This window comes from Pseudomonas sp. PvP025 (assembly GCF_017832155.1).
Classification (GTDB): Bacteria; Pseudomonadota; Gammaproteobacteria; order Pseudomonadales; family Pseudomonadaceae; genus Aquipseudomonas.
Genome location: NZ_JAFIBJ010000001.1, coordinates 5,171,705 through 5,197,120, shown reverse-complemented (window position 1 = coordinate 5,197,120; position 25,416 = coordinate 5,171,705). Strand labels below are relative to the sequence as shown.

Genomic DNA, 25,416 nt, shown 5'->3' with positions numbered 1-25,416 from the left:
CAAGCACAACGCGGTGTACCTGATTCGGCTCAGCGCCTGTTTTTTGGGGCCGCTGCGCAGCCCAACGCAGGACAAGCCTGCTCGCCACAAGGAATCTGCGCTTAATTGAACGGCATAAGGCTTGCCCGCTCGCCAGCGCGGTTTGCCATGGACTCACCGCCAAAAGGTCAGCCTTTGATTTCGATGGCTTTTCTCACCTTGCCTTCAATCAGGATGAAGCGGTATTCGCGCCCTGGCTCCTTGTCAAACACGAAGGAGCGCCCCGCCATGACGTGGTGCTTGAGGGGGCGGCGGCAATCGTGGGGGTTACCGGCAATGCAGTCCTTGAACTCATCGATCACCACCACGCTGTTGCCCTGGATGCGCAGTGAATAGCGCGCAATGCCGATCAGCACCCGAACGCTCGACGCCAGGCTGTATGTGTAGGCCTGGCGCTCTTGCTCGCTGATGACAAATTCATCTTCGGTCTGCGGCAACACAGGTACAAAACGCACGCGAAAGTATCGCTCCTTATGGCGATTGCCCATGAACAGCAAACGCGTGCTCTGGCTACCGTTGGCCGGGATGATCAGCCGCGCGGGGCTGGCAGCCAGGCCATCTGTGGCGCTGGCATCGGCGCGGCTGTTGAGCGGCACTTCGCGGTAGCTGCCATCGGCGTCGTAAATCAGTTCCAGAATATTGACCTTGACGAAGGCGGTGGAAGTCCCGTCATTCAACACCTGCTTGAGATAGCTGCTTTGTCCGGCATCCAGGCAGTCGTAGACCCCTCCCACATGGATCTGCGGGCTGGCCTGGGTAACAACAGGGCGCCGCCGAGCATCCAGAGAAGTGTCATCGATGCAAACCCTTAAGGTGGAAGGGGGGAGCACCTGCTCCCCCCCGATGGATCTGCGCTGTTATCTCAAGGCACGCCCATGACCAGCACACCAGTGCCGCTGGTGGCGCCGGCGGTCGGCACGGAACCGTTGCGCCGCACCAGGGCGAAGGTCACATCGTCACCACCGACGCTGTTGGTGATATGGGTCAGGAACGAGCCGTTCACCGGGACTGCACTGCCAGCACGGACCATGGCGGTGCCCACGTTCGGGTTGCTCATCAGCAACAGGCGCGAATCGAACGAAGAGGAAGTGCCCTTGTAGGTAATGGTGATGGGCGAGTTCACTCCGCCGTCCGGGCAGGCGTAGGTGAGCCTGCGGTTGCTGACAATGGTGGTGGACAGCGGATCGGTCCCGATGGCGCGCTGCGGGACGTTGCCGAAGTTGATCTCGATCGGGGCGTTGTTGTTGATGGTGCAGGTGGACGGCGAGATGTCGAAGTTGTTGGCCGCGGTGTAGAGGACGCTCAATTGCGGCTGACTGGAATCCCAATTGTTCGAACTGGTGAGACGCAACATGCCGAGGTTATCACCGACGCGCACGTTGATCGGGTTGGCCGGAAAGTTACGCACCAGAATATAAGGGCTGACGTTGATCGGATACGTCTGTTTGTCATTGGGCAGGGTCGCGACCAGGATGCCCGATGGGACCGGGGAGTTAAAGAACCCGCCGTTGATACGCAGTCCCGTGCCATGGCCGGTGAACTTGGGACCGGGGGTCCACGGCGCGCCCGATGAATTGCCCGTCCGCCAATAGTCCTGGCCCCAGGCGGGACCCTGTCCAGGGGAGTATCGGCATTCCAGCCGTGCGCCTTCGAGCAGGATGCGCGTGCGGTCGGCGCTGAGGGTGACCGCCACCGGAACCTGCATGTTCGGGTTACCCGTAAACCAGGCGCCGCCATTGATCCGACAATCGACGGCCTGTGCGGTCGTGCTGATGCCCACCAGGAGCAGAAGCACGAGGGCGCTTTTGAGTGTTTTCATTTTCATTTCTCGTTGCTTACTCAACCCGGTACGGTCAGCGCAAACATTTCGCTTGCTGAGCCTGCCAGGAAGAGACGGGGTTATGAGTTCAAGTGCTTCAGGGCACGCCCATCACCAGCACACCACTGCCGCTGATGGCGCCCGCTGTGGGTATCGAGCCGTCGCGGCGCACCAGCGAGAACGTGACGTCATCGCCGCCGACACTGTTGGTGATGCGCGTGTGAAACAAGCCGTTGACCGGGACGGGAGTCCCCGCGTGGACCATGGCAGTGCCAACGTCCGGGTTGCTCATCAGCAGCAGGCGCGAATCGAACGACGAGCGGGTGCCCCGGTAAGTAATGGTGATGGGCGAGTTGATCCCACCGTCCGGACAGGAATAGGTCAACCGGCGGTTGCTGACAGTGGTGCTTGTCAACGGATCGGTACCGATCGAGCGCTGGTGCACGGTCCCGAAATCGACCGTAATCGCGTTGTTATTGTTGATGGTGCAGGTTGACGGCGAGACCTCGAAATTGTTGGCGGCGCTGTAAGTCACGGTAAGTAGCGCCACCTGGGAGTCGTAATTGTTTGTTGCGGTGAGACGCAACAGGCCGAGGTTGTCCCCGATGCGAACATTGATCGGGTTGGTCGGGCTGTTGTGCATCACGATATAGGGCGTGATGTTGATCGGATAACCCACACCGTTGTTAGGCATCGTGGCCAGATGAATACCGCTCGGAACCGGCGTGTTGTAGAACGACGCATTGATGCGTAATCCGGTTCCTTCTCCGGCAAATTTGGGCCCGGGCGACCAGGGCGTGCCTGCCACACTGCCCGAGCGCCAGTAGTCCTGGCCCCATGCCGGGCCACCAGGGGTAAAGCGGCATTCGAGCCTGGCGCCTTCCATCAGGATCCGCGTGCGGTCGGAGCTCAGAGTAACCGTCACGGGCACCTGCAGGTCGGGGTTGCCGTTGACCCAGGGTCCGCCATTGACCCGGCAATCCACAGCCTGCGCGGTGGTCGTAACGCCAATCAGTGCCAGGAGCACAATGACTGCGTGCATCTGCTTCATCTTGATCTCTCTTTATTCTTCGACCCAGGCAGGCCGCGGGAGCTAGGGGTAGTCCAGGGTAAACGTGGACGTCACGGTGTACGCGCCATGCCCGATGGTCTGGTCGCTGATAGCCTTGGGCTCACCCTGCACGTAGGCCTTCAGTTCGATCACATTGGCGCCGTTGGTCAGCACCTGTTCGTCGCTGGTGGCGTTCAATGGCAGTGGCTTGCTGGCCGGTGTCTCAAGGCCCACGCCGATACCCGACGCCCCGCTGCCACTGTCCAGTGCAAGCAACCCGGGCAGCTCGCGGTTTTCCCGGCCGCCGAAGGTGATGGTGACCGTGTTGCCGACGCTGGTGTCGCAGTCCTCCAGGTGCAGCCTGAAGCCCTTCCCCACCGAACGCGTGTTGAGGTAGAGGTACTTGCTGGTCAGGTCCCAGAGTTCCAGGGAGATCGCCTCGTCGCCGGGGCGGATCGTGCAGGCCTCTTCCACCAGGTTGCCCTTGAAGCTGAGGTTGTCTGCTGCCTGCGCCGTGGGCAACAGGCCGCACGCGAGCAGCAGCGCCAGCCCAGCCTTTTCAACAATTGGATGTCGCATAGACCCACTCCTACTCGTATTCGGCCAACAGCGTGGCCACCGCCGTAAACCTGGCGGGTGCCAGAATCGCGCCGGGCTGCTGTACCGGGACGACTTCAAGAGTCGGCGGCGATGACAGGCTGATGTCCATCGGCGCATTCAGCGCAAACGGCTGGTTGTTCTGGAACACCCGAATACCCAGGGCCGGCACATTGGTCTGCACCGCCGCCGTATCAAACCCGGTGGGTGTGCCCTTGATGCTCAAGCGCAGTTCCCAGGGCAGCGTGTCAGTGCCGCAACTGATGGTGTAGCCGAGCCCGCGGCGGTATTTCACGCCGTCGATGCGCTTGATCCCGACATCGCCAAAATCGACCTCAATGGTGTTGCCCGCATCGATGGTGCATGGCGGCGGCTCGTTGAGCGTTCCGCTGAACGTCAAGTTGGCCGAGGCGCCATTGCACAGGCCGACAGTGCACAGGGCGAGCAAGGCTCGCGGCGGCCAACCAGTCATGGATCGTTTTTCTTTTTGCGTACTCATTGGTAATCCACCACCAGTGTGGCGGCGGCATCGAATGCGCCGCCCGTGAGTCGGCTGCCCGCGCGTTTGACAGGCACCGCCTGCACCTGCGGGAAGTTGGGGTGGGTGAAATTCACCCGGGTATTCAACGGCCAGTCGCCGCCATTGACGAACAGCTTGACCCCAAGATCCGCCTTGCGGGTCGAGAGCACGCGTGTGTCGAACGCGGCCCCGGAGCCCTTGAGTTCCAGGGTCAGCGCATTGCTGAACGGCGAGTCGCAGGTGACGGTGTACGGCACGTTGCGCCGGTAATTCACGCCGTCCACCCGTGAGGTTTGCAGGTCATTGCCGAACGGCACATCCAGCGTGCCGCCGCCATTGATCACGCACGGCGGCGGCGCGATGATCGTTGCGCGGATGATCAGGTTGGTGTCGGCTTGCACACCCTGGCTGACTGCCCACAGCAGGCAGCCTCCCGCCAGCATGGCGCCAGCGCCGGTTAACTTAGCCATTGTTCTGCCCTTACTCATAATTGAGCCTGAAATCCACTACAGCCCTGAACGCGCCGCTGCTCAACGGCGCAGCGGTTCGCGTTGGCCGAACCTGCCAGGTGCGCGTGCTGTTACCCATCGGCAGTAACAAGGGTTCACCCCGTTGCCCCAATTGCACATCGCGGCCCAGCGCATCGGTCAATTGCAGGCCCATTCCGCTGATGCCCTGCACCTTGACCAGGCGTGGATCATCGGCATCGGCGGGCGCAACGAACGCCACCGACACCACCGGTTGAAAAGCGCTCCAGGTCAGGTTGCCGGTTCGTTCACTGCGGATGCTGCCTTCGCGGCGCTGGCAATCCAGGAACCGCAGTTGAAAGGCCTTGGCGGGCGCTTGATCGCCAGGCCGCTGCAACTGGCTGGTCGACACCGCGCCCAGGTCGACCGTCTGGTGCATCGAGCTCATCTCCAGACTGCAAGGGGCCTCGTGCATGGACCCGAGAATGTTCAACATCCCGTGCATGCCCTCGACATCCTCGGCCTGCGCGCCTCCCGCAAAGGCCAGTAACAGCCCGCCCAGCACCTTGATACGTTGCGACTTCATGACGTTCTCCAGCGGCAGGCATTACTGAGTGGGCGTTGACGCTTGCACGTCGACCGTGCACGTGTTGCCGGTGCAGGTGAAGGCCAGCACCGGGCGGCCGCCGTAGTCATTCACATAGGCCAGGTAAGGCGCATTGCCCAGCGACTGAGCCGTCGGCCCCAGGGTCAGTGCGCCTTTTGGCGGCACCATCAGCGGCTCGAAACCGGGCAGGGTTTTACCCTCCTTGGTGCTGCGTGCATCCACCAGCGTCACGTAATACGGCGTCGGGTTGTTGACCTTGTAATGCTCGCCTTCGCGGGTCAGGGTCAGCTTTTGCTGCCAGGGGTTGGACAAGTCCTGCTGGCTGGGCGTGATCGCTTGCGGCCGGTAGAACAGCTTGATCCGGGTCTGCAGGGCGATCTGCAGGGTGTTGGCCTTTTCGCTGCGTGGCGGAATCTCGCGCAGGTTGAAGTAGTAGACCGTCTCGCGGTCCTGCGGCAGCAATTTGGCCGCCGGCAGCGCCTGCACTTTCACCTGGCTCTGCTTGCCCGGTTCCAGGCGTTGCACCGGTGGCAGCACGATCAGCGGCGAGGTGATCTTGTTACCGCGCTCATCTTCGATCCAGCCCTGGGCCAGGTAGGGCAGCTGGGTATTATTGTTGGTGATATTGACGCTGGTGGCCTCCTTGCCGCCGTCGAAAATCACGCGGGTGCGGTCCAGGCCAACGGCGGCGAAGGCGCTGTTGCTCAAGGCCAGTAACGCCAGGGCCAGCAGGGTGAAACGCGTAGTGAGCATCATGTGGCGGTGTTCTCCATGTCGAGGTGCTTCCCGGGCAGCGCGGCTGGCTCGGGCGAGGATTGTTCAGCGGCTACCGGGCGGCAGCCGAGTGGCAGGGCATCGGTCAAACCATCGTCGGGCAGGACGTCGGGCAGCGTGAGGATGCAGCGCTCGCGTCCGCCCCAACTGACGATCATCAACTCCCCGAGCTGGATGCCGCTGAGGTAGACATTGCCGTCGTCATTGACGATGCCGGTGTCCTGCTGCTTGACGTTTTTTACCGTGGCGCCGAACGGCGGTGCGCTGCCATCGGCCAGGCGTAACACTGCCATCGCCTTGGCTCCGGCAATCACGTCCAGGGATCGGTAGCCGATGGCCCCTTCGGTAAGCGTCAGTTGAGTGACCGACTGCATGGCTTCGACGTTGCTCGGCAAGCGTTCGAGATCGACACTCACCGCCGTGCGCTGATAGCTGCTGATATCGGAAATCACTGCTTTGCCGAACGCATTGCTGCGCGTCGGCGAGCCGTAGCCGCGCACCGGTACATCGGGCACACCACCGGTGTCGACCATCAGCCGCGTGCCGCCGGTGCTGCCGGTACGGTGCAGCGCAGCGCCCTGTGCCGTGAGCGTGCCACCGCCGCGAGCCGATACGCTGAGGGTGCGGTAATCGCCTTCCTGCGTGCTGGCGCTGAGGTCGATGTCGGCCTGATCGCCCGTGTGGCTCAGGTACGCACTGGCCGAACGGTTGCTGGCACTCAACTGGTAGCTGTTGCGCTCGTCGAGGCGGTCGCTGTAGCGCGATGAAAAGGTGTTGCTGCCACCCGCCCGGCTGGAATCCAGCGACAGGGTGCCGGTGCGCCCCAGCGGCAGGCTCACCGTGAGCGCCATGCCGTTGTCCTGGTGCTGGTATTCCTGGCTGCGGTACAGGTTCAGCGACAGGCTCATGTTCTTGACGCTGCCCACGTTGAAGTAGCGCGACAGCGACAGGTTCCAGCGCTGGGTGTCCGGCCGGCTCCAGTAGGTCTGCTTGTTGTAGCTGGCATAGACCGTAGCGCCAAGATCACGAAACTGCTTGTTGACCGTGACCGTGTACAGCGCCTTGCTGCCGCCGATCGGCTTCCAGCTCTCGACGTATTCACCGTGTTCGTTGAGTGTGCCGCGTCCGCCTGCGCGCTCGCCGTTCAACCCGTAATGGCGGGCGTCCAGGTATTCGCTCATGCTCAGGAAGTTCTTCTCGGAGAAGCGGTAACCGGCGAACGTCACCTGGCTGTCGTACTCCTCGAAGTTCTTGGAATATTGCAGGCGGTAGGATTTGCCCGTCAGCGTATCGCCCCAGAGTTGGGTGTGAGACTGCGTGACGTCCACCGACACAGCGCCGAAGGCCAGCAGGTCGCGACCGGCCCCGACGGACAGCGCGCGATAATTGTTGTCCGTCATGCCGCCGCCAAACAGCGACCAGCCGTTGCTGACGCCCCAGGAGAATTCCCCGGTGCCGAACATGTTGCCGTCAGAGCCGTAATGAAGGTTGGTCGGTCGCCCGGCCGCCAGCTTGTACCGCACCTGCCCGGGCCGCGTCAGGTAAGGCACGCCGGCGGTATCGACCTTGAAGTTGTGCACAGAACCGTCCTGCTCTTCAACCCGCACATCCAGCGAACCCGTCACCGCATCGTGAAGATCCTGGATACGAAACGGGCCGGCGGCCACCAGGGTTTCATAGAGCACGCGGCCCTTCTGGCTGATGATGACCTTGGCATTGGTCTTGGCCACCCCGACCACTTCGGGGGCATAACCGCGCAGGTTTGGCGGCAACTGACTCTGATCCGAATTGAGCGACGCCCCGGTAAAGCGGAAGCTGTCGAACAGGTCCGAATACAGGTAGTCCTCGCCCACCACCAGGCGCGCCTTCAGTGCAGGAATGGCGCGATACGCGTAGAAACGACTCCACTCCAGCGTCTGATTGCCATACGCGCCTTCGTTGGCGCGCTCGACCCGACCCTGCCAATCGGCGCGCACGCGCCAGGCCCCGGCATTGGCGCCGACGGTACCGTTGCCACTCAGGTTGTTTCGGGTGCCGTCGTTTCTCCGGTAGTTGGACTGTGCCGTCAGGTTGTAGTCCACCAACAGCCCTGGAACGCCTTCGTCCCAACGCGCGGGCGGGTCCCAGTTGATGGTGCTGTACTCAAGGTAGGCATGGGGCAAACTGATGCTCAGCGTGGAGGTGGCCAGGTCGCCACTGACTTCCATACCGGGCAGGCTTTGCGGATCCAGGCACTCGCCGCCTTTCCACCAGGTGAACTTGGCCACTGCGGCCGCTTTGAGGCCCAACTGCTCGACAAGGCTTGCGGATAAACAGGCCTGGCTTCCCTTCGGATCATCATCCGGTGCATGGAACGTCACCGATTGCTCAGGAATAGACTGGCCATTCAACTGCACGACCATCGGGTAGGTACCCGGCAGGATAAACCCGCTGCGTGCAAACCGAGACAAGTCGATATTGGTGCGATCACTCAGATCAAGAACGTCGGTATTGAACTCGATGTCCCCAGCCCCGAGCGCTGTTCCTGCCAGTGTCATCAACCCGCCAAAGAGACTGGGGCGAAGCGTATTTCTGACCTTCGACGTATTCCACATGCAAGCAACCCATCATTCTTCAAAAGTATTCCAACTTGAACCGCACAGCGGCACGATGAGGCCCGACAACTATCGGGCGCCCGTTACCCACCAGACGAAGCGTGAAGTGCAGGGTCATGTCGCCCTCAACCAAGGGTTTGCGCGGCATGGCTTCACCTGGAACGCTGCCGTGGCCGTCCGCATCGGTGATATCCAGCGCAACGCCCTGGGATTCGCCAAACAACGCAAAGGAGCGCCCGTCCATGTCGCTGGCACCGTCGAACATCACACGCAGGTGCTCCCAATCCGGCAGGCTCCCGCCGGGGCGGAATGGATCGGGGCGACTCAACGAACAATTGACCAGGCGCAGCTCGAAGGGATGAGGGTCCCCCTGCGTATTGCGTAACAGGCGACCGACAGGCTCAGGCGGCATTTCAATGGTTTGATCACGACTGGCCAGTTCCAGCCCGCAGGCCGAGTCCATCACCTGCCCCCCCAATGTGACGATCCCTTCGCCCTGGGACGCTGCGATGCCAAGGCTGGTGAAACTCATCAGGGAGCAGGCGACAGCGAGACTTATGAATGTTTTCACCTTTATCTCCCGCCAGATTCCCCCGCCGCACCCGGTGCGGCGGGGGAACAGACTTACTGGTAAGCCAGGGTGAAGTTGGTGACGGCGCTGAAATCACCCGGAATGATCGGGTCGGTGGCGGCGCCTTTCACGTAGGCACCGAATTCCAGGGTGTTGTCACCCGTGCTGATGATCTGCGGCGCAGTAGGCTTGCCCAGCTCAACCAGGCTGCCGCCGTGGCTCATCATGATGCCCACGCCGCCGGCGCTGCCGACGGTACCGATCGCACCCGGTACGACAGTCGACGGTGCTGCGGTGAAGGTGGTGGTTACGGTGTTGTCGGTGAGGCCGGACAAGTCGCAGCCTTCGAGTTTGATCAGGACTTGCCGAGGGTTGGATTGACCTCCCGACTGCAACTGATGCTTGGCGATGGCGCCCAGCGGAATGGTTTGATCGACGGACTCAGGCTTGATGGAGCAGGCGCCCGAATGCACTGAACCGGTGAACGTTACTGTTCCGTCAGCCGCCTGAACAGACGCCGAACCTGCCAACAAACCGATAGCCAACAGCGCGGTTTTCATTTTGGTTTTCATATTGCACATATCCATCTAATAAAAATGCCAGTAAGAGAGCCCGGCCCCGCTGCCCGCGAACTACGGGCGTTGAGGACCAGTGACACGGAAAGGCTTCCGTGTTTTTCCAACAAGTTGCATTGACAACAGGACGCTCGATTAGCGCCGGAGAAGTATCCCGAGTTACTTGTGCGAAGTAAGCAGGCGCTTTCGCTTACTCGAGTAGTCGAAAGTCAATACAACTTATGGGAAAAAACTGGCACTTTGCCAAAACTTTGAATTCGACTGTAAGAAATGGACTACTTGAAGTTTTCGAGAACTATTAGTGTCTATCAGCGACTGTAAGAACGGTATTACAAGTTGCACTAAGATGAACTAAACAACGCGTATCCAGATATGAACGCGCCTAGAAGGCTGCGTGACCGTCCGTCAGCACGGCTTGCTTCCGCTTCAAGATATATCTTAAGTTGTATCTAACCATGACGGAGAGCAGACACATGAAAGAGCATCATCATCATCCCCACCACGACAGCCGCGACGGCTTTGAAAGACGTCCTGGCCGCGAACGCGGGGGCCGAGGCCCGCGCGTGTTTGCACCGGGTGACCTGAAATTGCTGCTGCCGGCGCTGATCGCCGAGCAGCCGTGCCACGGCTACGACCTGATCCGCCGCATCGAGGGCCTGTTCGACGGTGCCTACAGCCCGAGCCCCGGCGTGATCTACCCGACCCTGACCTTTCTCGAAGAGAGCGAATTGATCAGCGGCGACGCCGATGGCGGGAAAAAACGCTACACAATCACCGACGCCGGTCGTCTCTTCATAAGCGAGCAGGCGGTGGCCCTGGACGGGGTGCGCATGCGCATCGACGTGAGCAAGCGCTCGCTGCGTGGCCAGGACCGCCCGCCGCAGATCCATGAGGCGGTGCACAACGTGCGTCATGCCCTGCACTCACACCACGGGCGCTGGAGCCCGGAAGAAATCGAACGTGTCGCGGCGCTGCTCAATCGCACCGCGCAAGCCATTGCCGACGGGAAGGACCAATGAATACCCAAGCCATCCATCGCGTGACCCATGAAATCAAACGCCGTCGCCTCGAGGTGCTGCGCGTGGTCGACATCACCCCGCGCATGCGCCGCATCACCCTCGGCGGGCCCGAGCTGGCGGGTTTCGTAAGCCTGGGCAGCGACGATCACATCAAACTGCTGTTTGCGCAGAACGCCGCCGAACAGGCCGCACTGGAAAGCCCGACGTTCAGCGTCAAGGGCGACGGCCCGCAACCGGCCATGCGCGACTACACGCCACGGCGCATTGACCTGGACATTGGTGAATTGGATATCGACTTCGTACTGCACGGCGATGGCCCTGCGTCCACCTGGGCCGAGCAGGTCAAGGTCGGCCAGCACCTGCATATCGGCGGGCCACGGGGTTCGATGATCGTGCCGGATATCTTCGACAGCTACCTGCTGATCGGCGATGAAACTGCGCTGCCGGCCATTGGCCGACGCCTTGAAGAACTGCCGGCCGGGCGCCAGGTGCTGGCGGTGATTGAAATCGAGAATGAAGCGGAGCAGCAGGCCCTGCAGAGTGCGGCGGACGTACGAGTGATCTGGGTCATACGTGGCCGCGATGACTTGTTGGATACGGTGCAGCAGCTGACGCTGCCGGATGGCTCGCTGTACTGCTTCGTCGCCACGGAATCCAGACTATCGCGCCAGCTGCGCCGCGTGCTGCTGGACACACATCAGGTCAACGAAGAGTTCCTCAAGGCCGCCGGCTACTGGCGCGCGGAAGGCAGCGACGAAACCTGAGCCAGCCCCTGTGAAAGACTCGACATGTCATTGTGTGGCGAGCGGACTGGCCCTAGTGCCGTTCAGTTAAGGAAATTTTGTGGGCTTATTGTGGCGAGCGGGCTTGCCCCGCGTTGGGGTGCGAAGCGCCCCCAATCGAGCAAAACGCGGTGTACCTGATACGGCTCAGCGCCTGGCTTTGGGGCTGCTGCGCAGCCCAACGCAGGACAAGCCTGCTCGCCACGGGGGAGCTGCGCTTAACTGAACGGCATTAGGGCTTGCCACAACAAGCCCGCGCATCACAACACGCTGGTTGCCTGAGATAGCGCCTGCTGCTGCCCATCAGTTCGCGCAAGTCTTCGCATACTTGCCCAGCCCCACCATGACCAGCGCGACCAACACAAACCCCAGCAGAATGCCTGCGGCATTCACAAACACCTGTGGATAACCCAGCGTGCCCACGTCGATGAACGGGTACTGATACTGTCCCAGCAAATCCCCGCGCAGCAGCACATAGCCGAAGTACACCAGCGGGTAGATCACCCACCCCGCAATGTGCTTGAAACGCAATGAGTCCTTGGGCACGCAGCGCCACCAGTAGATGAAGAACAGCAGCGGCATCACGTCGTGCAGCAGTTCATCGGCAATGAACTGAAAGCCTTGCGGGCTCCATAAATGCCGCAATAGCAGGTTGTAAGCCAGGCTCACGAAGACGATGCTCACGGCGACTCCACTGCTGACCCTGGGCGCCAGGAAAAAACCTTTGGCGGCGCCACTCCGAGGTACCAGCGCATAGCTCAGCACCACCACCGCCAGGGTATTGGTGAGCACCGTGAAGAAACTGAAAAAATTGACCAGCCCACCCAACAGGCTGGCGCCGGTCTCCCAGCGCGAATGGAAAATCAGGTACTGCTGAATCGCCAGCCCTACCCACCCGGCCAACGCCGCCGCCGCAATGAAACGCTTCATCGGCTCAATCCAGCGGGCGTTTGGTGCGCATCAGTTTGACGTACAACCCTTCGACTTTCTCCCGCGCCCAAGGCGTTTTACGCAGGAACGTCAGGCTCGACTTGATGCTCGGGTCACTCTTGAAACAGCGCACATCGATGCGTTCGGCAAGGCCCGACCATTCGTAGTGTTCCACCAGGGTAGTGAGGACGTGTTGCAGGGTCACGCCGTGCAGAGGGTCGTTGTGTGTTGCGGTCATGCGGGGCCTATCAGGGAAATGATCACGAGGGTGTACACCTTACCACCGCGCCGATCCAGGTAAAAAAGTTCCCCTTCCCGGCGAAAAAAGAGATGTTATATTGTAACTACAAATATCAAACGTTTTACCAAGGAATGTACGATGTCTCTCTGCTCTTTGTGGCGCCTGACCCCACTCGCTGCCGCCCTGTTGATCTGCTCCGAAGCACACGCCCTCGAACTGCAACCCCAGGTCATCACCGGCAACCCGCTGGGCAGCCAACAGCTCGCCTCGCCCACCACCGTGCTCGAAGGCGACGATTTGACCCTGCAACAAAAAGGCAGCCTTGGCGAAACCCTGAACAAGCAGCCGGGCGTATCGTCTTCGTACTTCGGCCCGGGCGCCAGTCGGCCGATCATCCGCGGCCAGGACGGCGACCGCATTCGCATCCTGCGCAACGGCGTGGGCGCGCTGGATGCCTCGTCGCTGTCCTACGACCACGCGGTGCCGCTGGACCCGGTCAATGTCGAGCGCGTGGAAATCGTGCGCGGCCCGGCGGCGCTGTTGTATGGCGGCAGCGCCATCGGCGGCGTGGTCAACACCTTCGACAATCGCATCCCCACCGAAGCCATCGAAGGCATCCACGGTGCCGGCGAGTTGCGCTACGGCGGCGCCGACACCACCCGCAGCAGCGCAGGCAAACTGGAAGCCGGCAACGGCGCCTTCGCGCTGCACCTGGACGCCAACGCACGGGAATTCGACGATTTGAAGATCCCCGGTTTCGCACGCAGCCGACACGCGCCGGTCAGCGAGGACGGCCCTGGCAAAGACGGGCGACTGGGCAACAGCGACGGGCGCCAGGACGGCGGTGCCGTGGGCGCCTCCTACACCTGGGACGACGGGTATGCCGGGCTGTCCTACAGCACTTACGACGCCAATTACGGCTCGCCGGCCGAACAGGCGGTGCGTATCCGCATGCAGCAGGACCACTACGCTTTCGCCTCCGAGATCCGCAACCTGCAAGGCCCGTTTACCTCGGTAAAACTCGACGCGGGCTACACCGACTACGAGCACCGCGAAATCGAGGGCGGCGAGACCGGCACGATCTTCAAGAACAAGGGCTACGAGGCCCGCGTCGAAGCGCGCCACCAGCCCATCGGCCCGCTCGACGGCGTGGTCGGCGCCCAGATAACGCGCAACGAGTTCTCGGCATTGGGCGAAGAAGCCTTCGTGCCACAGACCGACACCAATGCCGCCGCGCTGTTTATTCTCGAAGAGCTGCAGGCCACCGAGCGCCTGAAACTCAGCCTCGGCGGGCGCCTGGAACACACCAGCGTCGACCCCGATGCCAAGGGCAACGCCCGCTTTGCCGCAGCCGACAACCGCAATGATTTCACCGCCGGCAGCCTGTCGTCGGGCGCGGTGTACACGCTGACCCCCATCTGGTCGGTGGCCGCTACCCTGGGCTACACCGAGCGCGCGCCGACCTTCTACGAGCTGTACGCCAACGGCGCGCACGTCGCCACCGGCACCTATGAACTGGGCGACGCCAACCTGAAGAAAGAAAAAGCGGTGTCCAGCGACCTCGCCCTGCGCTTCGACAACGGCACCCACAAGGGCAGCTTCGGTGTGTTCTACAGCCACTTCTCCAATTACATCGGCCTGCTGGGCACCGGTCGCACTTTGAACGACGAAGGCGAAGCCGACCCGAGCGGCATTCCCGAGTACACCTACTCCGGCGTGCGTGCCCGTTTCGCCGGCTTCGAAGCCCAGGATCACTGGAAGCTCGGCGAAAGCGCCTACGGCAAGTTCGCTCTGGAACTGTCGGGCGATTACACCCGAGCCACCAACCTCGACACCGGCGAAGCCCTGCCGCGCATTGCGCCATTACGCATGAGCAGCGGCCTGCTGTGGGAACTGGACCGCTGGCAGGCACGCATCGACGTGGAACATGCCGCCGGCCAGGGCCGCGTGCCGGACAACGAAAGCGGCACCGACGGCTATACCACCCTGGGCGCCAGCGCCGGTTACCGCTTCAACATGGGCGGCAGCCAATGGCTGGCGTTCGTCAACGGTGAAAACCTGACCAACCAGACCGTGCGCTACGCCAGCTCGATCCTGCGCGACATCGCCCCGGCGCCGGGGCGCAGCGTGCAGGTCGGCGTGCGCACCACCTTCTAACGCCCGCACCGCAGGTCCCCCTGCAGGAGGGGGTTGCTCCCGATAGCGGTGGGTCAGTGACATATATATCAACTGGCCCAACGCTATCGGGAGCAAGCCCCCTCCCACATGAGCCTGCTATCCCCTTCAGTTTTTGCCGCGACATTCAGTCACTGTTACCAAATCTGAAATGATGCATCTTGCGATTTACGCTTTCTCAAAACGCCCCGCCGCATTATCCTTCGCAACAATCTGAAACGCTTCACCTCCCGGTCGTCCCCTTTCGCCGAAAGCCCCCAGGCATAAAGACAGCGCTGTCTTAAACCGGCCTGCGTCTGGGGAATCTATCGTCCGGCTGTGGATAAGCCTCGCGTTCCCCAGAAATAGAAAAAAACCCTGAACCAAGCCCGCGTCGAATCGTCATCTACAGTGAAGCGCGGGGTTACATAATTATTCCAACGTGACGGAGAAACACACTATGAGCACTGATGGTGCTTCGAGCCCAAGCCGCCTGCTGCCCAGGCTGCTTGGCGTCTTGCTGCTGATCATGGGCCTGGCCTTGCTGGCCGGCGGCGTCAAGCTGAGCATGCTCGGCGGATCGCTGTACTACCTGCTGGCCGGTATCGGCCTCACCCTCACCGGCGTCCTGCTGCTGGCCACCCGCCGCGCAGCGCTGGGCCTGTACGCGCTGGTGCTGTTCGCCAGCACCGTGTGGGCATTGTGGGAAGTCGGCCTGGACTGGTGGCAGTTGGTGCCGCGTCTGGCGCTGCTGTTCGCCCTGGGCCTGGTCATGCTGCTGCCGTGGTTTCGCCGTCCGTTGCTGCGTGGTCAACCTGCGCCACTGGGCACTGGCGCGCTGAGCGTGGCCGTGGTGCTGGCGGGTGCCGCCGCACTGGCCAGCCAGTTCACCACGCCAGGTGTAATGGTCAAGAAAGGCCAGCTCGACCGCGACGCGGTGCCGGGCATGACCAACGCCGCGCCCGCCCAGGCCGACGGCGACTGGAACTCCTACGGCCGTTCGGCCTTCGGTGATCGCTACTCGCCACTGGCGCAGATCACCCCGGCCAACGCGCACAAGCTGGTACCGGCGTGGACCTTCCGCACCGGCGACATCCCGGGCGCCGGTGACCCGGGCGAGACCACCGCGGAAAATACCCCGCTCAAGGTCAACGGCATGCTCTACGTGTGCACCCCGCACAGCCAGGTCATTGCCCTGGACCCGGACACCGGCAAGGAAATCTGGCGCTTCGATCCGAAGATCAGCAGCCAGGGCGCCGAGAACTTCAAGGGGTGGGCGCACATGACCTGCCGTGGCGTGTCGTATCACGATGACGCCGCCTACGCCTCCGAGCAAAGCCCCACCGGCAGCGCCAGCCCGGCCGCCGCGCCGACTGCCTGCCCGAAACGCATCTTCGTACCGACTGCCGACACCCGCCTGATCGCCCTCAACGCCGACACCGGCAAGATGTGTGAAGACTTCGGCGACAAAGGCCAGATCGACCTGCGCGCCAACATCGGCAGCTTTGCGCCAGGCGGTTACTACTCCACTTCGCCACCGGCGGTCACCAAAAACCTCGTAGTGATCGGCGGCCACGTCACCGACAACGTTTCGACCGACGAGCCAAGCGGCGTGATCCGCGCGTTTGACGTACACACCGGCAAGCTGGTGTGGAACTGGGACAGCGGTAACCCGGACGACACCACCCCGTTGGCCGAAGGCCAGACCTACACGCGCAACTCGCCGAACATGTGGTCCATGTTCGCCGTGGATGAAAAACTCGGCATGCTCTACCTGCCGATGGGCAACCAGATGCCCGACCAGTACGGCGGCGACCGTACCGACGAATCCGAGAAATACGCCTCCGGCCTCACCGCCCTGGACATCGACAGCGGCCACGTGAAGTGGAGCTTCCAGTTCACTCACCACGACCTGTGGGACATGGACGTGGGCGGCCAGCCGTCGCTGATCGACGTCAAGACCGAAGCCGGCGTCAAGCAGGCCGTGATGGCGTCGACCAAGCAAGGCAGCATCTACGTGCTGGACCGCGCGACCGGCCAGCCGGTGGTGCCGATCCACGAAGTGGCGGTGCCGCAAGGCGCAGTGGCGGGTGATCGCACCTCCCCTACCCAGCCCAAATCCGAGCTGAACTTCATGCCGCCGCCGCTCAAAGAGCGCGACATGTGGGGCGTAACCCCGTTCGACCAGATGCTGTGCCGCATCGATTTCAAATCCATGCGCTACGACGGCCCGTTCACCCCGCCATCGCTGCAGGGCTCGATCGTGTACCCGGGTAACTTCGGCGTGTTCGACTGGGGCGGCATTTCGGTTGACCCGGTGCGTCAGATCGCGTTTGTGAACCCGAGCTACATGGCGTTCAAATCCAAACTGATCCCGGCCGCCGAGATCGCCAAACAAGGCCCGCGCGTCAGCGAAACCGAAGGCGTGCAGCCGAACAAGGGCGCGCCGTACGGCGTGATCCTCGAAGCACTGCTGTCGCCACTGGGCCTGCCGTGCCAGGCACCGGCGTGGGGTTATGTGGCGGCGGTCGACCTGACCAACCACCAGACCATCTGGATGCACAAGAACGGCACCGTGCGTGACAGCTCGCCGATTCCGATCCCGCTGACCATGGGCGTACCGAGCCTGGGCGGGACCTTCACCACTGCCGGCGGCGTCGCGTTCCTCAGCGGCACCCTCGACCAGTACCTGCGTGCCTACGACGTGAAAAACGGCAAGCAACTGTGGGAAGGTCGCCTGCCAGCCGGCGCGCAGACCACACCGATGACCTACACCGGCAAGGACGGCAAGCAATACGTGCTGGTCATGGCCGGCGGCCACGGCTCCCTGGGCACCAAGCAGGGCGACTACGTGATGGCGTTCAAACTGCCTGATTAAGCGGCACGGGCGATCATAAAAAGGCGGCTACCCTCAACAGGTAGCCGCCTTTTTCATGGGCATAAACATTCAATGTGAGAAGTTTCAGGCACAACCCCATCCCTGTGGCGAGCGGGCTTGCCCCGCGTTGGGCTGCGCAGCAGCCCTAAAACCATGCGCTGCGCCGTGTCAGCTACATCGGCACCTCCTTTATTGGGGGCGCTTCGCGCCCCAACGCGGGGCAAGCCCGCTCGCCACAACAAGCGGGCTTGCCACAGCGTCTCCAGTTTGCTGTGCGACGGCGCGGGCTAGTGCTCGATCACTTCACCGCGCAACGCCGCCAACCGCGCAATCAGGCGGTTCTGCACCGGTACGGCGATGCCTTCCTTATCCATCGCCGCAATCAAATCCTCCACCAGCGCATTGAAGTCACTGCGGGTCACGTTCTGGCCCTTGTGAGTCTCGGCCATGCTGTCCCCGGTGTAGGTGCACGGCCCGCCCGCCTCCACGCAGAATTTCTCGATCAGTTTGTTGCGCAACCGCTGGATATCGACGCGCCGGAAGTGCTCGACGATGCGCGGATCACGGGCCACGTTGAGCAGCATGCCTTCCACAATCCGCGTAATGCCGGGCATCGCGCCCAGGTCGCGGTACAGGCTGTCATCCCTGGGCGGCTGCTGGGCACAGGCGCTGAGCAGTACGGCCAGCACAACCGATAGAAAGCGCATCAGAAACTCCCCTGCACTGACAGATAGGTGCCGTTCTGGTCAGCCAGCGTGGCGATTTCGCCGAGGCGCGCGTACGCCAGCACCACCGACACATGCTTGTTGGGAAAGTAGCCGACAAACAGATCCGCCCAGTCGCTTTCGCCGGCAAATGACAGGTTGTCCGGTTTTTCCCGGTATTCCACGCCGACCGCCCAGCGCGGGTTGAACAGCACCGCCACCGAGCCCTCCTTCAGCAGGCTGCGACGGTCGCGGCGGTCGCCGCCAAAACCGAGCAGGCCGGTTTCATTGGCGCGGCTGTAGCGCAGGCTGCCGTTGACCAGCACGTTGTAACCAAAGGCCGCGCCCATCAACAAACGGCTGGCGGCGAGGTAGCCTTCCACATCGCTGTCGCGCCTGGCGCCGACCAGGCGAGGAATATCGAAAGTGTTCTGGTGTTTGTATTCCAGGCCCAGTGACACCTGGGGCAAACGGTCGTAAATCACGTCGCCGAACAACCGCACCTTCATCCCCAGCACATCCTGGCCAAGGTGGTCATCCGGCAGGTTGAGCCGGTGCACCAGGGTGCCGAGGTCAAAGCGTTGCCGGGCGAAAGACAGCTCGACACGGTTGTCATAGGCCAGCGCCAGCCCGGCCACGTCCAGGCGATAATCCGGCAGGTTGACCGTGGTGGCGAATGCCGTGGCGCCCCACTCGTGCTGTTCGCCATAACCGGCAAGTACCGCCCACGGCGTGATGCCGCCGCCGGCCGCGCCTTCGAGGCTGCTGGCACCGCCGGTGGCGATCAGGCGGCCGTTATCGGCCAGGGCGGTTTGCACAGTCAGGGCGGCCAGGCAGCCGATCAGGAAAGGACGCACGTCGGCCTACTCAATGAACCAGGGAAGTTTGCGCACTGAGCGGCAACGCCACCCAGGCTTCGAAAGCATCGGCGCTCAAGGGCCGGCTGATCAGGAAGCCCTGGGCCGTGTCGCACTGCCAGCGCTCCAGCAGGCGCAGGCTGTGGGCATACTCGACGCCCTCGGCGACCACCTTGAGGCCCAGGTTGTGGCTCATCTCGATGGTGGAACGCACGATCACCGCGTCCTCACTGGTTTCATCGAGGTTGCGCACGAACGACTGGTCGATCTTCAGCTCCTGCACCGGCAGGCGCTTGAGGTGGGCCAGCGATGAATAACCGGTGCCGAAGTCATCCACCGACAGGCTGATACCGCAGTCGCGCAGCAGGTGCAGGACTTTCAGGGCCTTTTCCGGCTCGCGCATGACCGCGCTCTCGGTGATCTCGAACACCAATTGTTCGGCCGGCAAGCCATAGCGCCGCAGCAGCGCCGAGACGCGGTGCGCCAGTTCGTCGCCCTGCAAGTCTTCTGCCGAGATGTTCAGCGACAGTTGCAGGTACAGGCCGCGCCGGTTCCATTCGCAGAGCTGGCGGATGCCCTCCTCGATCACCCACTGGGTCAGCAACCGTATGCTGCCGGAGCGCTCGGCCAGGGGGATGAATTCCGCTGGCGAGATCATGCCGAACTGCGGGTGCTGCCAACGCAGCAAGGCTTCGGCCTGGCGCACTTGGCCCTGGCGAATGTCCAGCTTGGGCTGATAGTGCAACAGCAATTGACCCTGGCCGGGCGCATGCCGCAGGTCGCGGATCAGGGTGATCTGGCGGCGATGGGCAAGGTCACTGCCCTGCTTGTAAACCTGCAGACGCCCGGGGATTTTCGCGGCGTCCGCCATGGCAATCGCGGCGCGTTCGAGCAAGGTGTGTGCGGTTTCGCCATCGGCCGGGTAGGTCGCGATGCCAAGGCGACAGTCCAGCGCCAGGTCATGGCCGTTGATGCTTTGGGGGCGCAGCAGCAATTGTTGAAGTTTGTCGGCCATGCCCACCGCCTCGTCGCTGCCGGCGCCTTCGAGCAACAGCAAAAACTCGTCGGCGATCAGGTGCGCCAGCGTATCGCCGGGGCGCAGCACCGCTTGCAGGCGCCGGCCGACGGTGAGCAACAATTGGTCCACCGCGTCCGGCCCGGCGGCTTCGCTGGCGGCACGCAGGTTATCGATGCCCAGGTGAATCAGCGCAATCGGCCGCTGCTGGGCAATCGCGCTGCCCAGGCGCTCCATCGCCAGCGCACGGTTCGGCAGGCCGGTGAGGCGATCATGCAGCGCGTTGTGCGCCAGTTGCTGCTCGCGTTCGGCGATGCCTTTTTGCATGGCATTGAGCGCGCCGGCCAGCAAACCCAGTTCGTCGCTGCGGGTCAGGGTCACCGGCGTGAGGTAGTGGCCCTGACCGATGCGCTCGGCCGCCGACGCCAGCGCCTGCACCGGCCGCGACACCGTGCGCGCCAGCAGCAATGCGCCGATCAACGAAGCCAGCAGGGCCACCAGCGCAATGCCGAGGATCTTTTCATCGAGCGGCACGAACGCCTGCATTGCCGCATCCAAGGGGCTTTGCAGCAGCGCCAGCACTTTGCCGTCGTCGTCGCTGGCCAGCACCAGCGACTGGCTGAGGAAGCTGTGTTCCAGATGATCAGTGGTCGACACGCCCCGGCGGCTCGAATCACCCTCCATCAGGTCCAGGATGCTGTCGCGCAGCGCCTGCGGCTGGGTGCTGACCAACTCGCCGGGCACGCCTTTGTCGATTGCCAGGAACGACACTTCCAGGTTGCTCAACGAGCGCAACTCATCGGCAAACGTGCCGTCCATGCTGAAGCCCATCACCACCCGCGCAATCGGCAGCGGTGCCAGCACCGACGCTTCAACCAGCAGGTGCGGCCGGCCTTGCAGCGGCACGATGAGCGTGGCCTGGTGCTTGCTTCTGGCTTCGCGCAGTGCCTGGTCGTAGCGGAAGGTCGAGCCTTCAGGCACTTCGCTCAAGGTGCTGGACAGCACTTTGCCGTCCATGCCGAGCAGGATCATGTCGCTGGCATTGATGCGCTTGCCATGGTTAAGCAGCACCGAGCGCATCGTCGCCGAGTCGCCACTGGCCACCGCATCGCGAAAGCCGAAGTCGGTGGCCAGCAGTTGCACAGCATCGGCCAGGCGTCGGCTGCGCGCATCCAGCAGGCGCTCGAACACTCGCGAGCCTACCTCCAATTGGGTCATGGCCTGACCTCGCACCGCTGAGCGGGTGGCGACTTTTACACTGAAATACAGCGCACCGATCACCACCAGCGACAGCAGGATCAGCACCGTGGCGACCCGCGCCTGGAAACTACTGCGCAGTTTCATGGGCGGCTCGATGGAAGGCATCGCCAAACGCCGATGGCGTGGGCGGAAGATCGGCGGACACTGGTTCCAGGGCCAGCACCACGCTGTGGCTCAGGCCCGTAGCGGGAATGTGCAGGGTGCCGCCGTCCAACGGCTGCATGGCCTTGAGTTGCGGGTGCCACAGGGTGGCGTGGTAGTCGCCGGGCGGCAGTTGCTCCAGGCGCACTCGGCCCTGAGCGTCACTGACACCGAACACCGGGTCGTCGGTGACGTAGATGTAGCCGAGCATCCAGTCATGGATATTGCAGCCCAGCACCACCACGCCGGCCTTGTCGAACAGCAGCGGTTCGCTCGGCGTGCCTTCATAAAGCCGCAACTCGAACCGCTTGGCGGCCGAGAAGGAATACACCTGATGACGGATGTTGTCGCTGTTGGGGAAGCGCACCTGGGTGCCCGTGTGCACGGCCAGCACATGAGGCGCGAAACGCTGGCCGCGCTGGTCCATGTCGGCCTTGAGCAGCCCCGTCGGCGCATGGGCCGGGCCCTGCAGGGTGACCACTGCATCCGCCACCGGGCTGCCATCGGCCTGATGCATGACCACCTCGAGCGTGGCCGCCGAGACGGGGCCAGCCGCCGCCAGTAACAGCGCCGCGCGAGATAGCAGTTGAACAACTCGACCCATGGGAGATCCGCGAATTAAGGAGAAAAGCGGCCAGCCTTGGCAAAAATTGGAACCAATGGCAACTATGATGCCGCAAACAAGGCAAATGGCCACCATTGAACAGCGTCGCACGCCTGACCGTCGGTCGGTAAAAAACCTATGCAATCGGTCAGGCTCATTGAGGTTATCGCCTGCCTGCGCAAAAACTGTAGGGATCAGACCGGCACGCTTTGCTGACCCATCCACTGCTCGAACGCCATCGCCTCCAACGGTCGGCTGATCAGGTAACCCTGGGCGGTGTCGCAGTTCCACAGCTTGAGCAACCTGAGGCTGGGCTCGAATTCCACCCCTTCGGCCACCACCCTGAGCCCCAGGTTATGGCTCATTTCAATGGTGGACCGCACGATCACGCCGTCACCGGTGGCGCTGTCGAGGTGGCGCACGAAAGACTGGTCGATCTTCAACTCCTGCACCGGCAGACGCTGCAACTGCGCCAGCGACGAGTAACCGGTGCCGAAGTCATCCACCGACAGGCTGATGCCGCAATCGCGCAGTTGCTCCAGCACAGTGAGGGCCTGCTGCGGGTTGTGCATGATCGCGCTTTCGGTGATCTCGAAAATCAGTTGCCGGGCCGGCACGCCGTATTGCGCCAGTAACCCGGTGACACGCAGGGCCAGGTCATCGTCGGCCAGGTCATCCACGGAAATGTTCACCGACAGTTGGATCAGCAGCCCGCGCTGCGCCCAGTCGGCGATCTGGCGGATGGCCTCTTCGATCACCCAGGCGGTGAGCAGGCCCATGCTGCCGGTGCGCTCGGCCAGGGGAATGAATTCGGCCGGCGAGACCAGGCCCAGCGTCGGGTGCTGCCAGCGCAGCAAGGCTTCGGCCTGGCACACATGGCCGAGCCGGAGATCGAGTTTGGGCTGGTAGCAGAGCAGCAATTGGCCTTCGACGGGGGCGCGGCGCAAGTCGCGGATCAGCGTGATCTGCCGCTGGTGGGCCAGGTCGCGGTCCTGCTGATAGATCTGCAGGTGGCCGGGCAGGCTCGCCGCATCATGCCGGGCGATGGCGGCGCGGCTGATCAGCTCTTCCACCTGCTGGCCATCGGCGGGGTAGGCGGCGATGCCGATGCTCACTTCATGGCGCACCTCGTCATCACCGATGCGCCGAGGCTCGGTGAGCAACGCATGCAGGCGGTCGGCGCGGGCCACGGCGCGGTCGACCTGGGTATTTTCCAGCAACAACAGAAACTCGCTGCCGGCGATGCGCGCCGCCGTGTCGCTGGTCAGCAGGCTCATGGACAGGCAGCGGCTGGCTTCACGCAGCATTTCCTCGACGCCCTCCGGCCCGAAGCCCTCATTGATCACCCGGTAGTTTTCAATCCCCAGGTACAGCAATACCACCGGCCGCCGCGCGCTGATCGCACTGCCCAGGCGCTCCATCGCCAGCGCGCGATTGGGCAGGCCGGTGAGCGGATCATGCAGCGCGTTGTGCGCCAATTGCCGCTCGCGCATGGCGATGCCGCTTTGCATGGCGTTGAACGCCCGGGCCAGCAAGCCGAACTCATCCTGGCCGCGCACCCGCACGGGCGTGCGGTAGTCCCCGGCGCCGATGCGCGCGGCGGCGTCCACCAGGGCACTGAGCGGGCGCGATACCCGCCGCGCGAGGAACAACGCCCCGGCCAGCGACACCAGCAGCACCGCCAGGGCGATACCGAGAAACTGCCGGTCGAGTGGTTCAAAGGACTCCAGCGCCTGGTCCAGCGGAGTTTGCAGCAGCACGCGCACCTCACCGCTGTCGCCGGTGTTGGCCAGGGCCAGCACCTGGCTGAGCACACGCTCGCCATAAAACCGGGTGATCTGTGGTTCGGGGTTGAGGGGCGCCTCACGCAGCAGACTGACAACGCCGGCCTGCCAGCCCTCGGGCTGGGTGCTGAACAGCGGGCCGGGTTGACCGCCATGCACGCTGATAAACGACACATCCAGGTTGCTCATGGAGCGCAGTTCACTGGCGAACTGCGTGTCCATGGGGAAACCCATGACCACACGGGCGATGGGCAACGGGGCGTACACGTCTTTCTGCACCAGCAGGTAGGGACGCCCGTCCATCGCCACGATCAGCATCTGCAATCCCTTGCGCCGCGCCTGGCGCAGAACGCCGTCAACGGGAAACGGCTGGCCGCGCGTGAACACCGGCAAAGTGCTGACCACCACCTTGCCGTCGAGCCCCAGCACAAATACTTCGCTCGCACTGATCCCAGTGCCGTGCCGACGCAACGCCGCGAGAATCGCCTCGCTGTTGCCCTCGGCCACGGCCTGTTTGAACGGGGCATCGGTGGTCAGCCAGTCCAGACCGTAGTGCAGGCGACGGCCGCGCAGGTCGAGCAGGCGTTCGAATACCTCGCTGCCGGTTTTCATCTGGACATGCGCCTGGTTTTCCACAGCACGGGTGGTGGCGGCCTTGACAGCGAAATAGGTGGCGGCGACGACGATCAGCAGCAACAGCGCCAGGACCGCGGCGATGCGGGTCTGGAAAGTGTGACGCCAGGTCATGGCGGAGCTTTCGGGAGAGGCTCGCCGTTCTTGACCGCGGGTGGCTGTCGGTATGTGCATTCCTTGCGGCCTGGTGATGGGGTGTCAGGAATATATCTATTTTGGTGGAGTGATTGGTTTTAGCAGATTGCTGAGAGGGGTGGCGGGTTTTTGGCGTTTTGGTTGGGTGAATATCCGTTTTTTTGGTCACGGCGGCTGACGGTCCCGCCCTTACGGCGGGTCACTGTTGGAAAAGAGCCGAGATCCAAATGTGGGAGCGGGCTTGCCCCGCGCTGGGGTGCGCAGCAGCCCCAAACCATGTTCTGTGTAGTGTCAGGTACACCAAGTTTTCTTTGATTAGGGGCGCTTCGCCCCCCAACGCGGGGCAAGCCCTAATGCCGTTCAGTTAAGCGCAGATTCCCTGTGGCGAGCAGGCTTGTCCTGCGTTGGGCTGCGCAGCAGCCCCAAAACCAGACGCTGAGCCGTATCAGGTACACCGCGTTTTGCTTGATTGGGGGCGCTTCGCACCCCAACGCGGGGCAAGCCCGCTCGCCACAATAAGCCCACAAGAGCCCTCTTGATCGTTCCCACGCGTGGGAACGATCAAAATTTCCTTAACTGAACGGCATTAGGGCAAGCCCGCTCGCCACAGAGGTCCCAGTTTGCTGCACGACAGCGCTAAGTCGAAGACGTGGCGGAGCTTCCCA

At 62.8% G+C, this 25,416-nt stretch carries 22 protein-coding genes; 4 read left to right on the top strand and 18 right to left on the bottom strand.

Translation table 11 applies throughout. The features are described 5' to 3' along the window. Positions 1-167: 167 nt before the first annotated feature. The 11 genes from JOE32_RS22650 to JOE32_RS22600 form a co-directional block, all read right to left on the bottom strand. Positions 168-839, bottom strand: a complete 672-nt coding sequence (locus tag JOE32_RS22650; RefSeq protein ID WP_209990699.1) for a molecular chaperone — start codon at positions 837-839, stop codon at positions 168-170. A gap of 62 nt (positions 840-901) precedes the next feature. After that, the gene (locus tag JOE32_RS22645; RefSeq protein ID WP_209989163.1) at positions 902-1,864 is read right to left on the bottom strand and encodes a fimbrial protein; all 963 of its coding nucleotides are present in this window, start codon (positions 1,862-1,864) and stop codon (positions 902-904) included. A gap of 91 nt (positions 1,865-1,955) precedes the next feature. Further along, positions 1,956-2,909, bottom strand: a complete 954-nt coding sequence (locus JOE32_RS22640) for a fimbrial protein (protein ID WP_209989160.1) — start codon at positions 2,907-2,909, stop codon at positions 1,956-1,958. Positions 2,910-2,951: 42 nt separating this feature from the next. Continuing rightward, positions 2,952-3,488: a fimbrial protein gene (locus JOE32_RS22635; RefSeq protein ID WP_209989157.1), complete on the bottom strand. Its 537-nt coding sequence runs from the start codon at positions 3,486-3,488 to the stop codon at positions 2,952-2,954. 10 nt (positions 3,489-3,498) lie between these two features. Then, the gene (locus tag JOE32_RS22630) at positions 3,499-3,978 is read right to left on the bottom strand and encodes a fimbrial protein (protein ID WP_209989154.1); all 480 of its coding nucleotides are present in this window, start codon (positions 3,976-3,978) and stop codon (positions 3,499-3,501) included. 23 nt (positions 3,979-4,001) lie between these two features. Then, the gene (locus JOE32_RS22625) at positions 4,002-4,496 is read right to left on the bottom strand and encodes a fimbrial protein (RefSeq protein WP_209989150.1); all 495 of its coding nucleotides are present in this window, start codon (positions 4,494-4,496) and stop codon (positions 4,002-4,004) included. A gap of 10 nt (positions 4,497-4,506) precedes the next feature. Continuing rightward, the gene (locus JOE32_RS22620) at positions 4,507-5,079 is read right to left on the bottom strand and encodes a fimbrial protein (protein WP_209989145.1); all 573 of its coding nucleotides are present in this window, start codon (positions 5,077-5,079) and stop codon (positions 4,507-4,509) included. Positions 5,080-5,100: 21 nt separating this feature from the next. Continuing rightward, the gene (locus tag JOE32_RS22615) at positions 5,101-5,856 is read right to left on the bottom strand and encodes a fimbria/pilus periplasmic chaperone (protein WP_209989142.1); all 756 of its coding nucleotides are present in this window, start codon (positions 5,854-5,856) and stop codon (positions 5,101-5,103) included. Then, positions 5,853-8,468, bottom strand: a complete 2,616-nt coding sequence (locus JOE32_RS22610) for an outer membrane usher protein (RefSeq protein ID WP_209989140.1) — start codon at positions 8,466-8,468, stop codon at positions 5,853-5,855. Before JOE32_RS22610 ends, JOE32_RS22615 begins: the two co-directional genes overlap by 4 nt. A 19-nt stretch (positions 8,469-8,487) precedes the next feature. Beyond that, complete coding sequence (locus JOE32_RS22605) at positions 8,488-9,039, bottom strand: fimbrial protein (protein ID WP_209989137.1); 552 nt, start codon at positions 9,037-9,039, stop codon at positions 8,488-8,490. Positions 9,040-9,092: 53 nt separating this feature from the next. Next, the gene (locus tag JOE32_RS22600; protein ID WP_209989134.1) at positions 9,093-9,611 is read right to left on the bottom strand and encodes a fimbrial protein; all 519 of its coding nucleotides are present in this window, start codon (positions 9,609-9,611) and stop codon (positions 9,093-9,095) included. 476 nt (positions 9,612-10,087) lie between these two features. Between JOE32_RS22600 and JOE32_RS22595 the strand changes: the two genes are divergently transcribed. Together JOE32_RS22595 and JOE32_RS22590 are read left to right on the top strand one after the other, a co-directional pair. Beyond that, positions 10,088-10,633 carry a PadR family transcriptional regulator gene (locus JOE32_RS22595; protein ID WP_209989132.1) on the top strand — a complete coding sequence of 182 codons (546 nt, stop codon included), beginning with the start codon at positions 10,088-10,090 and terminating at the stop codon, positions 10,631-10,633. Then, positions 10,630-11,397, top strand: coding sequence for a siderophore-interacting protein (locus JOE32_RS22590; RefSeq protein WP_209989128.1), 768 nt, complete (start codon positions 10,630-10,632; stop codon positions 11,395-11,397). The genes JOE32_RS22595 and JOE32_RS22590 overlap by 4 nt, the downstream gene beginning before the upstream one ends. A gap of 321 nt (positions 11,398-11,718) precedes the next feature. Here JOE32_RS22590 and JOE32_RS22585 read toward each other — a convergent pair whose 3' ends face one another. Next, positions 11,719-12,345 (bottom strand): Pr6Pr family membrane protein, encoded by a 627-nt coding sequence (locus tag JOE32_RS22585; RefSeq protein WP_209989125.1) that lies wholly within the window; start codon positions 12,343-12,345, stop codon positions 11,719-11,721. A 4-nt stretch (positions 12,346-12,349) separates the two neighbouring features. After that, on the bottom strand, positions 12,350-12,583 hold the full coding sequence (locus JOE32_RS22580) for a VF530 family protein (protein ID WP_015371321.1): 234 nt from the start codon (positions 12,581-12,583) through the stop codon (positions 12,350-12,352). A 141-nt stretch (positions 12,584-12,724) separates the two neighbouring features. On the opposite strand from JOE32_RS22580, the gene JOE32_RS22575 reads away from it, so the two are divergent. Together JOE32_RS22575 and JOE32_RS22570 are read left to right on the top strand one after the other, a co-directional pair. Continuing rightward, the gene (locus JOE32_RS22575) at positions 12,725-14,743 is read left to right on the top strand and encodes a TonB-dependent receptor (protein ID WP_209989120.1); all 2,019 of its coding nucleotides are present in this window, start codon (positions 12,725-12,727) and stop codon (positions 14,741-14,743) included. Positions 14,744-15,200: 457 nt separating this feature from the next. Continuing rightward, positions 15,201-17,618, top strand: coding sequence for a glucose/quinate/shikimate family membrane-bound PQQ-dependent dehydrogenase (locus tag JOE32_RS22570; protein WP_209989117.1), 2,418 nt, complete (start codon positions 15,201-15,203; stop codon positions 17,616-17,618). Between the two features lie 287 nt (positions 17,619-17,905). On the opposite strand, the gene JOE32_RS22565 is transcribed toward JOE32_RS22570, so the two are convergent. The 5 genes from JOE32_RS22565 to JOE32_RS22545 all read right to left on the bottom strand — a co-directional run bounded on the left by JOE32_RS22565 (position 17,906) and on the right by JOE32_RS22545 (position 24,730). Next, a complete protein-coding gene (locus JOE32_RS22565) occupies positions 17,906-18,325 on the bottom strand; it encodes a group 1 truncated hemoglobin (protein WP_209989114.1) in 420 nt (139 codons plus the stop codon). Then, positions 18,325-19,179 (bottom strand): DUF3034 family protein, encoded by an 855-nt coding sequence (locus JOE32_RS22560; RefSeq protein WP_209989111.1) that lies wholly within the window; start codon positions 19,177-19,179, stop codon positions 18,325-18,327. The genes JOE32_RS22565 and JOE32_RS22560 overlap by 1 nt, the downstream gene beginning before the upstream one ends. 10 nt (positions 19,180-19,189) lie before the next feature. Further along, positions 19,190-21,538 (bottom strand): EAL domain-containing protein, encoded by a 2,349-nt coding sequence (locus tag JOE32_RS22555; RefSeq protein WP_209989107.1) that lies wholly within the window; start codon positions 21,536-21,538, stop codon positions 19,190-19,192. Then, positions 21,522-22,199: a methylamine utilization protein gene (locus JOE32_RS22550; RefSeq protein WP_209989104.1), complete on the bottom strand. Its 678-nt coding sequence runs from the start codon at positions 22,197-22,199 to the stop codon at positions 21,522-21,524. The genes JOE32_RS22555 and JOE32_RS22550 overlap by 17 nt, the downstream gene beginning before the upstream one ends. Positions 22,200-22,393: 194 nt before the next feature. Then, the gene (locus JOE32_RS22545; protein ID WP_209989100.1) at positions 22,394-24,730 is read right to left on the bottom strand and encodes a GGDEF domain-containing phosphodiesterase; all 2,337 of its coding nucleotides are present in this window, start codon (positions 24,728-24,730) and stop codon (positions 22,394-22,396) included. Positions 24,731-25,416 lie beyond the last annotated feature (686 nt).

Excerpts from the sequence above, each read along its gene's own strand:
- JOE32_RS22580 (WP_015371321.1), bottom strand. The coding sequence starts at position 12,583 with ATGACCGCAACACACAACGACCCTCTGCACGGCGTGACCCTGCAACAC.
- JOE32_RS22545 (WP_209989100.1), bottom strand. The coding sequence starts at position 24,730 with ATGACCTGGCGTCACACTTTCCAGACCCGCATCGCCGCGGTCCTGGCG.
- JOE32_RS22635 (WP_209989157.1), bottom strand. The coding sequence starts at position 3,488 with ATGCGACATCCAATTGTTGAAAAGGCTGGGCTGGCGCTGCTGCTCGCG.
- JOE32_RS22570 (WP_209989117.1), top strand. The coding sequence starts at position 15,201 with ATGAGCACTGATGGTGCTTCGAGCCCAAGCCGCCTGCTGCCCAGGCTG.
- JOE32_RS22640 (WP_209989160.1), bottom strand. The coding sequence starts at position 2,909 with ATGAAGCAGATGCACGCAGTCATTGTGCTCCTGGCACTGATTGGCGTT.
- JOE32_RS22595 (WP_209989132.1), top strand. The coding sequence starts at position 10,088 with ATGAAAGAGCATCATCATCATCCCCACCACGACAGCCGCGACGGCTTT.
- JOE32_RS22550 (WP_209989104.1), bottom strand. The coding sequence starts at position 22,199 with ATGGGTCGAGTTGTTCAACTGCTATCTCGCGCGGCGCTGTTACTGGCG.
- JOE32_RS22630 (WP_209989154.1), bottom strand. The coding sequence starts at position 3,978 with ATGACTGGTTGGCCGCCGCGAGCCTTGCTCGCCCTGTGCACTGTCGGC.
- JOE32_RS22600 (WP_209989134.1), bottom strand. The coding sequence starts at position 9,611 with ATGAAAACCAAAATGAAAACCGCGCTGTTGGCTATCGGTTTGTTGGCA.
- JOE32_RS22590 (WP_209989128.1), top strand. The coding sequence starts at position 10,630 with ATGAATACCCAAGCCATCCATCGCGTGACCCATGAAATCAAACGCCGT.
- JOE32_RS22645 (WP_209989163.1), bottom strand. The coding sequence starts at position 1,864 with ATGAAAATGAAAACACTCAAAAGCGCCCTCGTGCTTCTGCTCCTGGTG.
- JOE32_RS22585 (WP_209989125.1), bottom strand. The coding sequence starts at position 12,345 with ATGAAGCGTTTCATTGCGGCGGCGGCGTTGGCCGGGTGGGTAGGGCTG.
- JOE32_RS22615 (WP_209989142.1), bottom strand. The coding sequence starts at position 5,856 with ATGATGCTCACTACGCGTTTCACCCTGCTGGCCCTGGCGTTACTGGCC.
- JOE32_RS22555 (WP_209989107.1), bottom strand. The coding sequence starts at position 21,538 with ATGAAACTGCGCAGTAGTTTCCAGGCGCGGGTCGCCACGGTGCTGATC.
- JOE32_RS22625 (WP_209989150.1), bottom strand. The coding sequence starts at position 4,496 with ATGGCTAAGTTAACCGGCGCTGGCGCCATGCTGGCGGGAGGCTGCCTG.
- JOE32_RS22620 (WP_209989145.1), bottom strand. The coding sequence starts at position 5,079 with ATGAAGTCGCAACGTATCAAGGTGCTGGGCGGGCTGTTACTGGCCTTT.
- JOE32_RS22565 (WP_209989114.1), bottom strand. The coding sequence starts at position 18,325 with ATGCGCTTTCTATCGGTTGTGCTGGCCGTACTGCTCAGCGCCTGTGCC.
- JOE32_RS22610 (WP_209989140.1), bottom strand. The coding sequence starts at position 8,468 with ATGTGGAATACGTCGAAGGTCAGAAATACGCTTCGCCCCAGTCTCTTT.
- JOE32_RS22575 (WP_209989120.1), top strand. The coding sequence starts at position 12,725 with ATGTCTCTCTGCTCTTTGTGGCGCCTGACCCCACTCGCTGCCGCCCTG.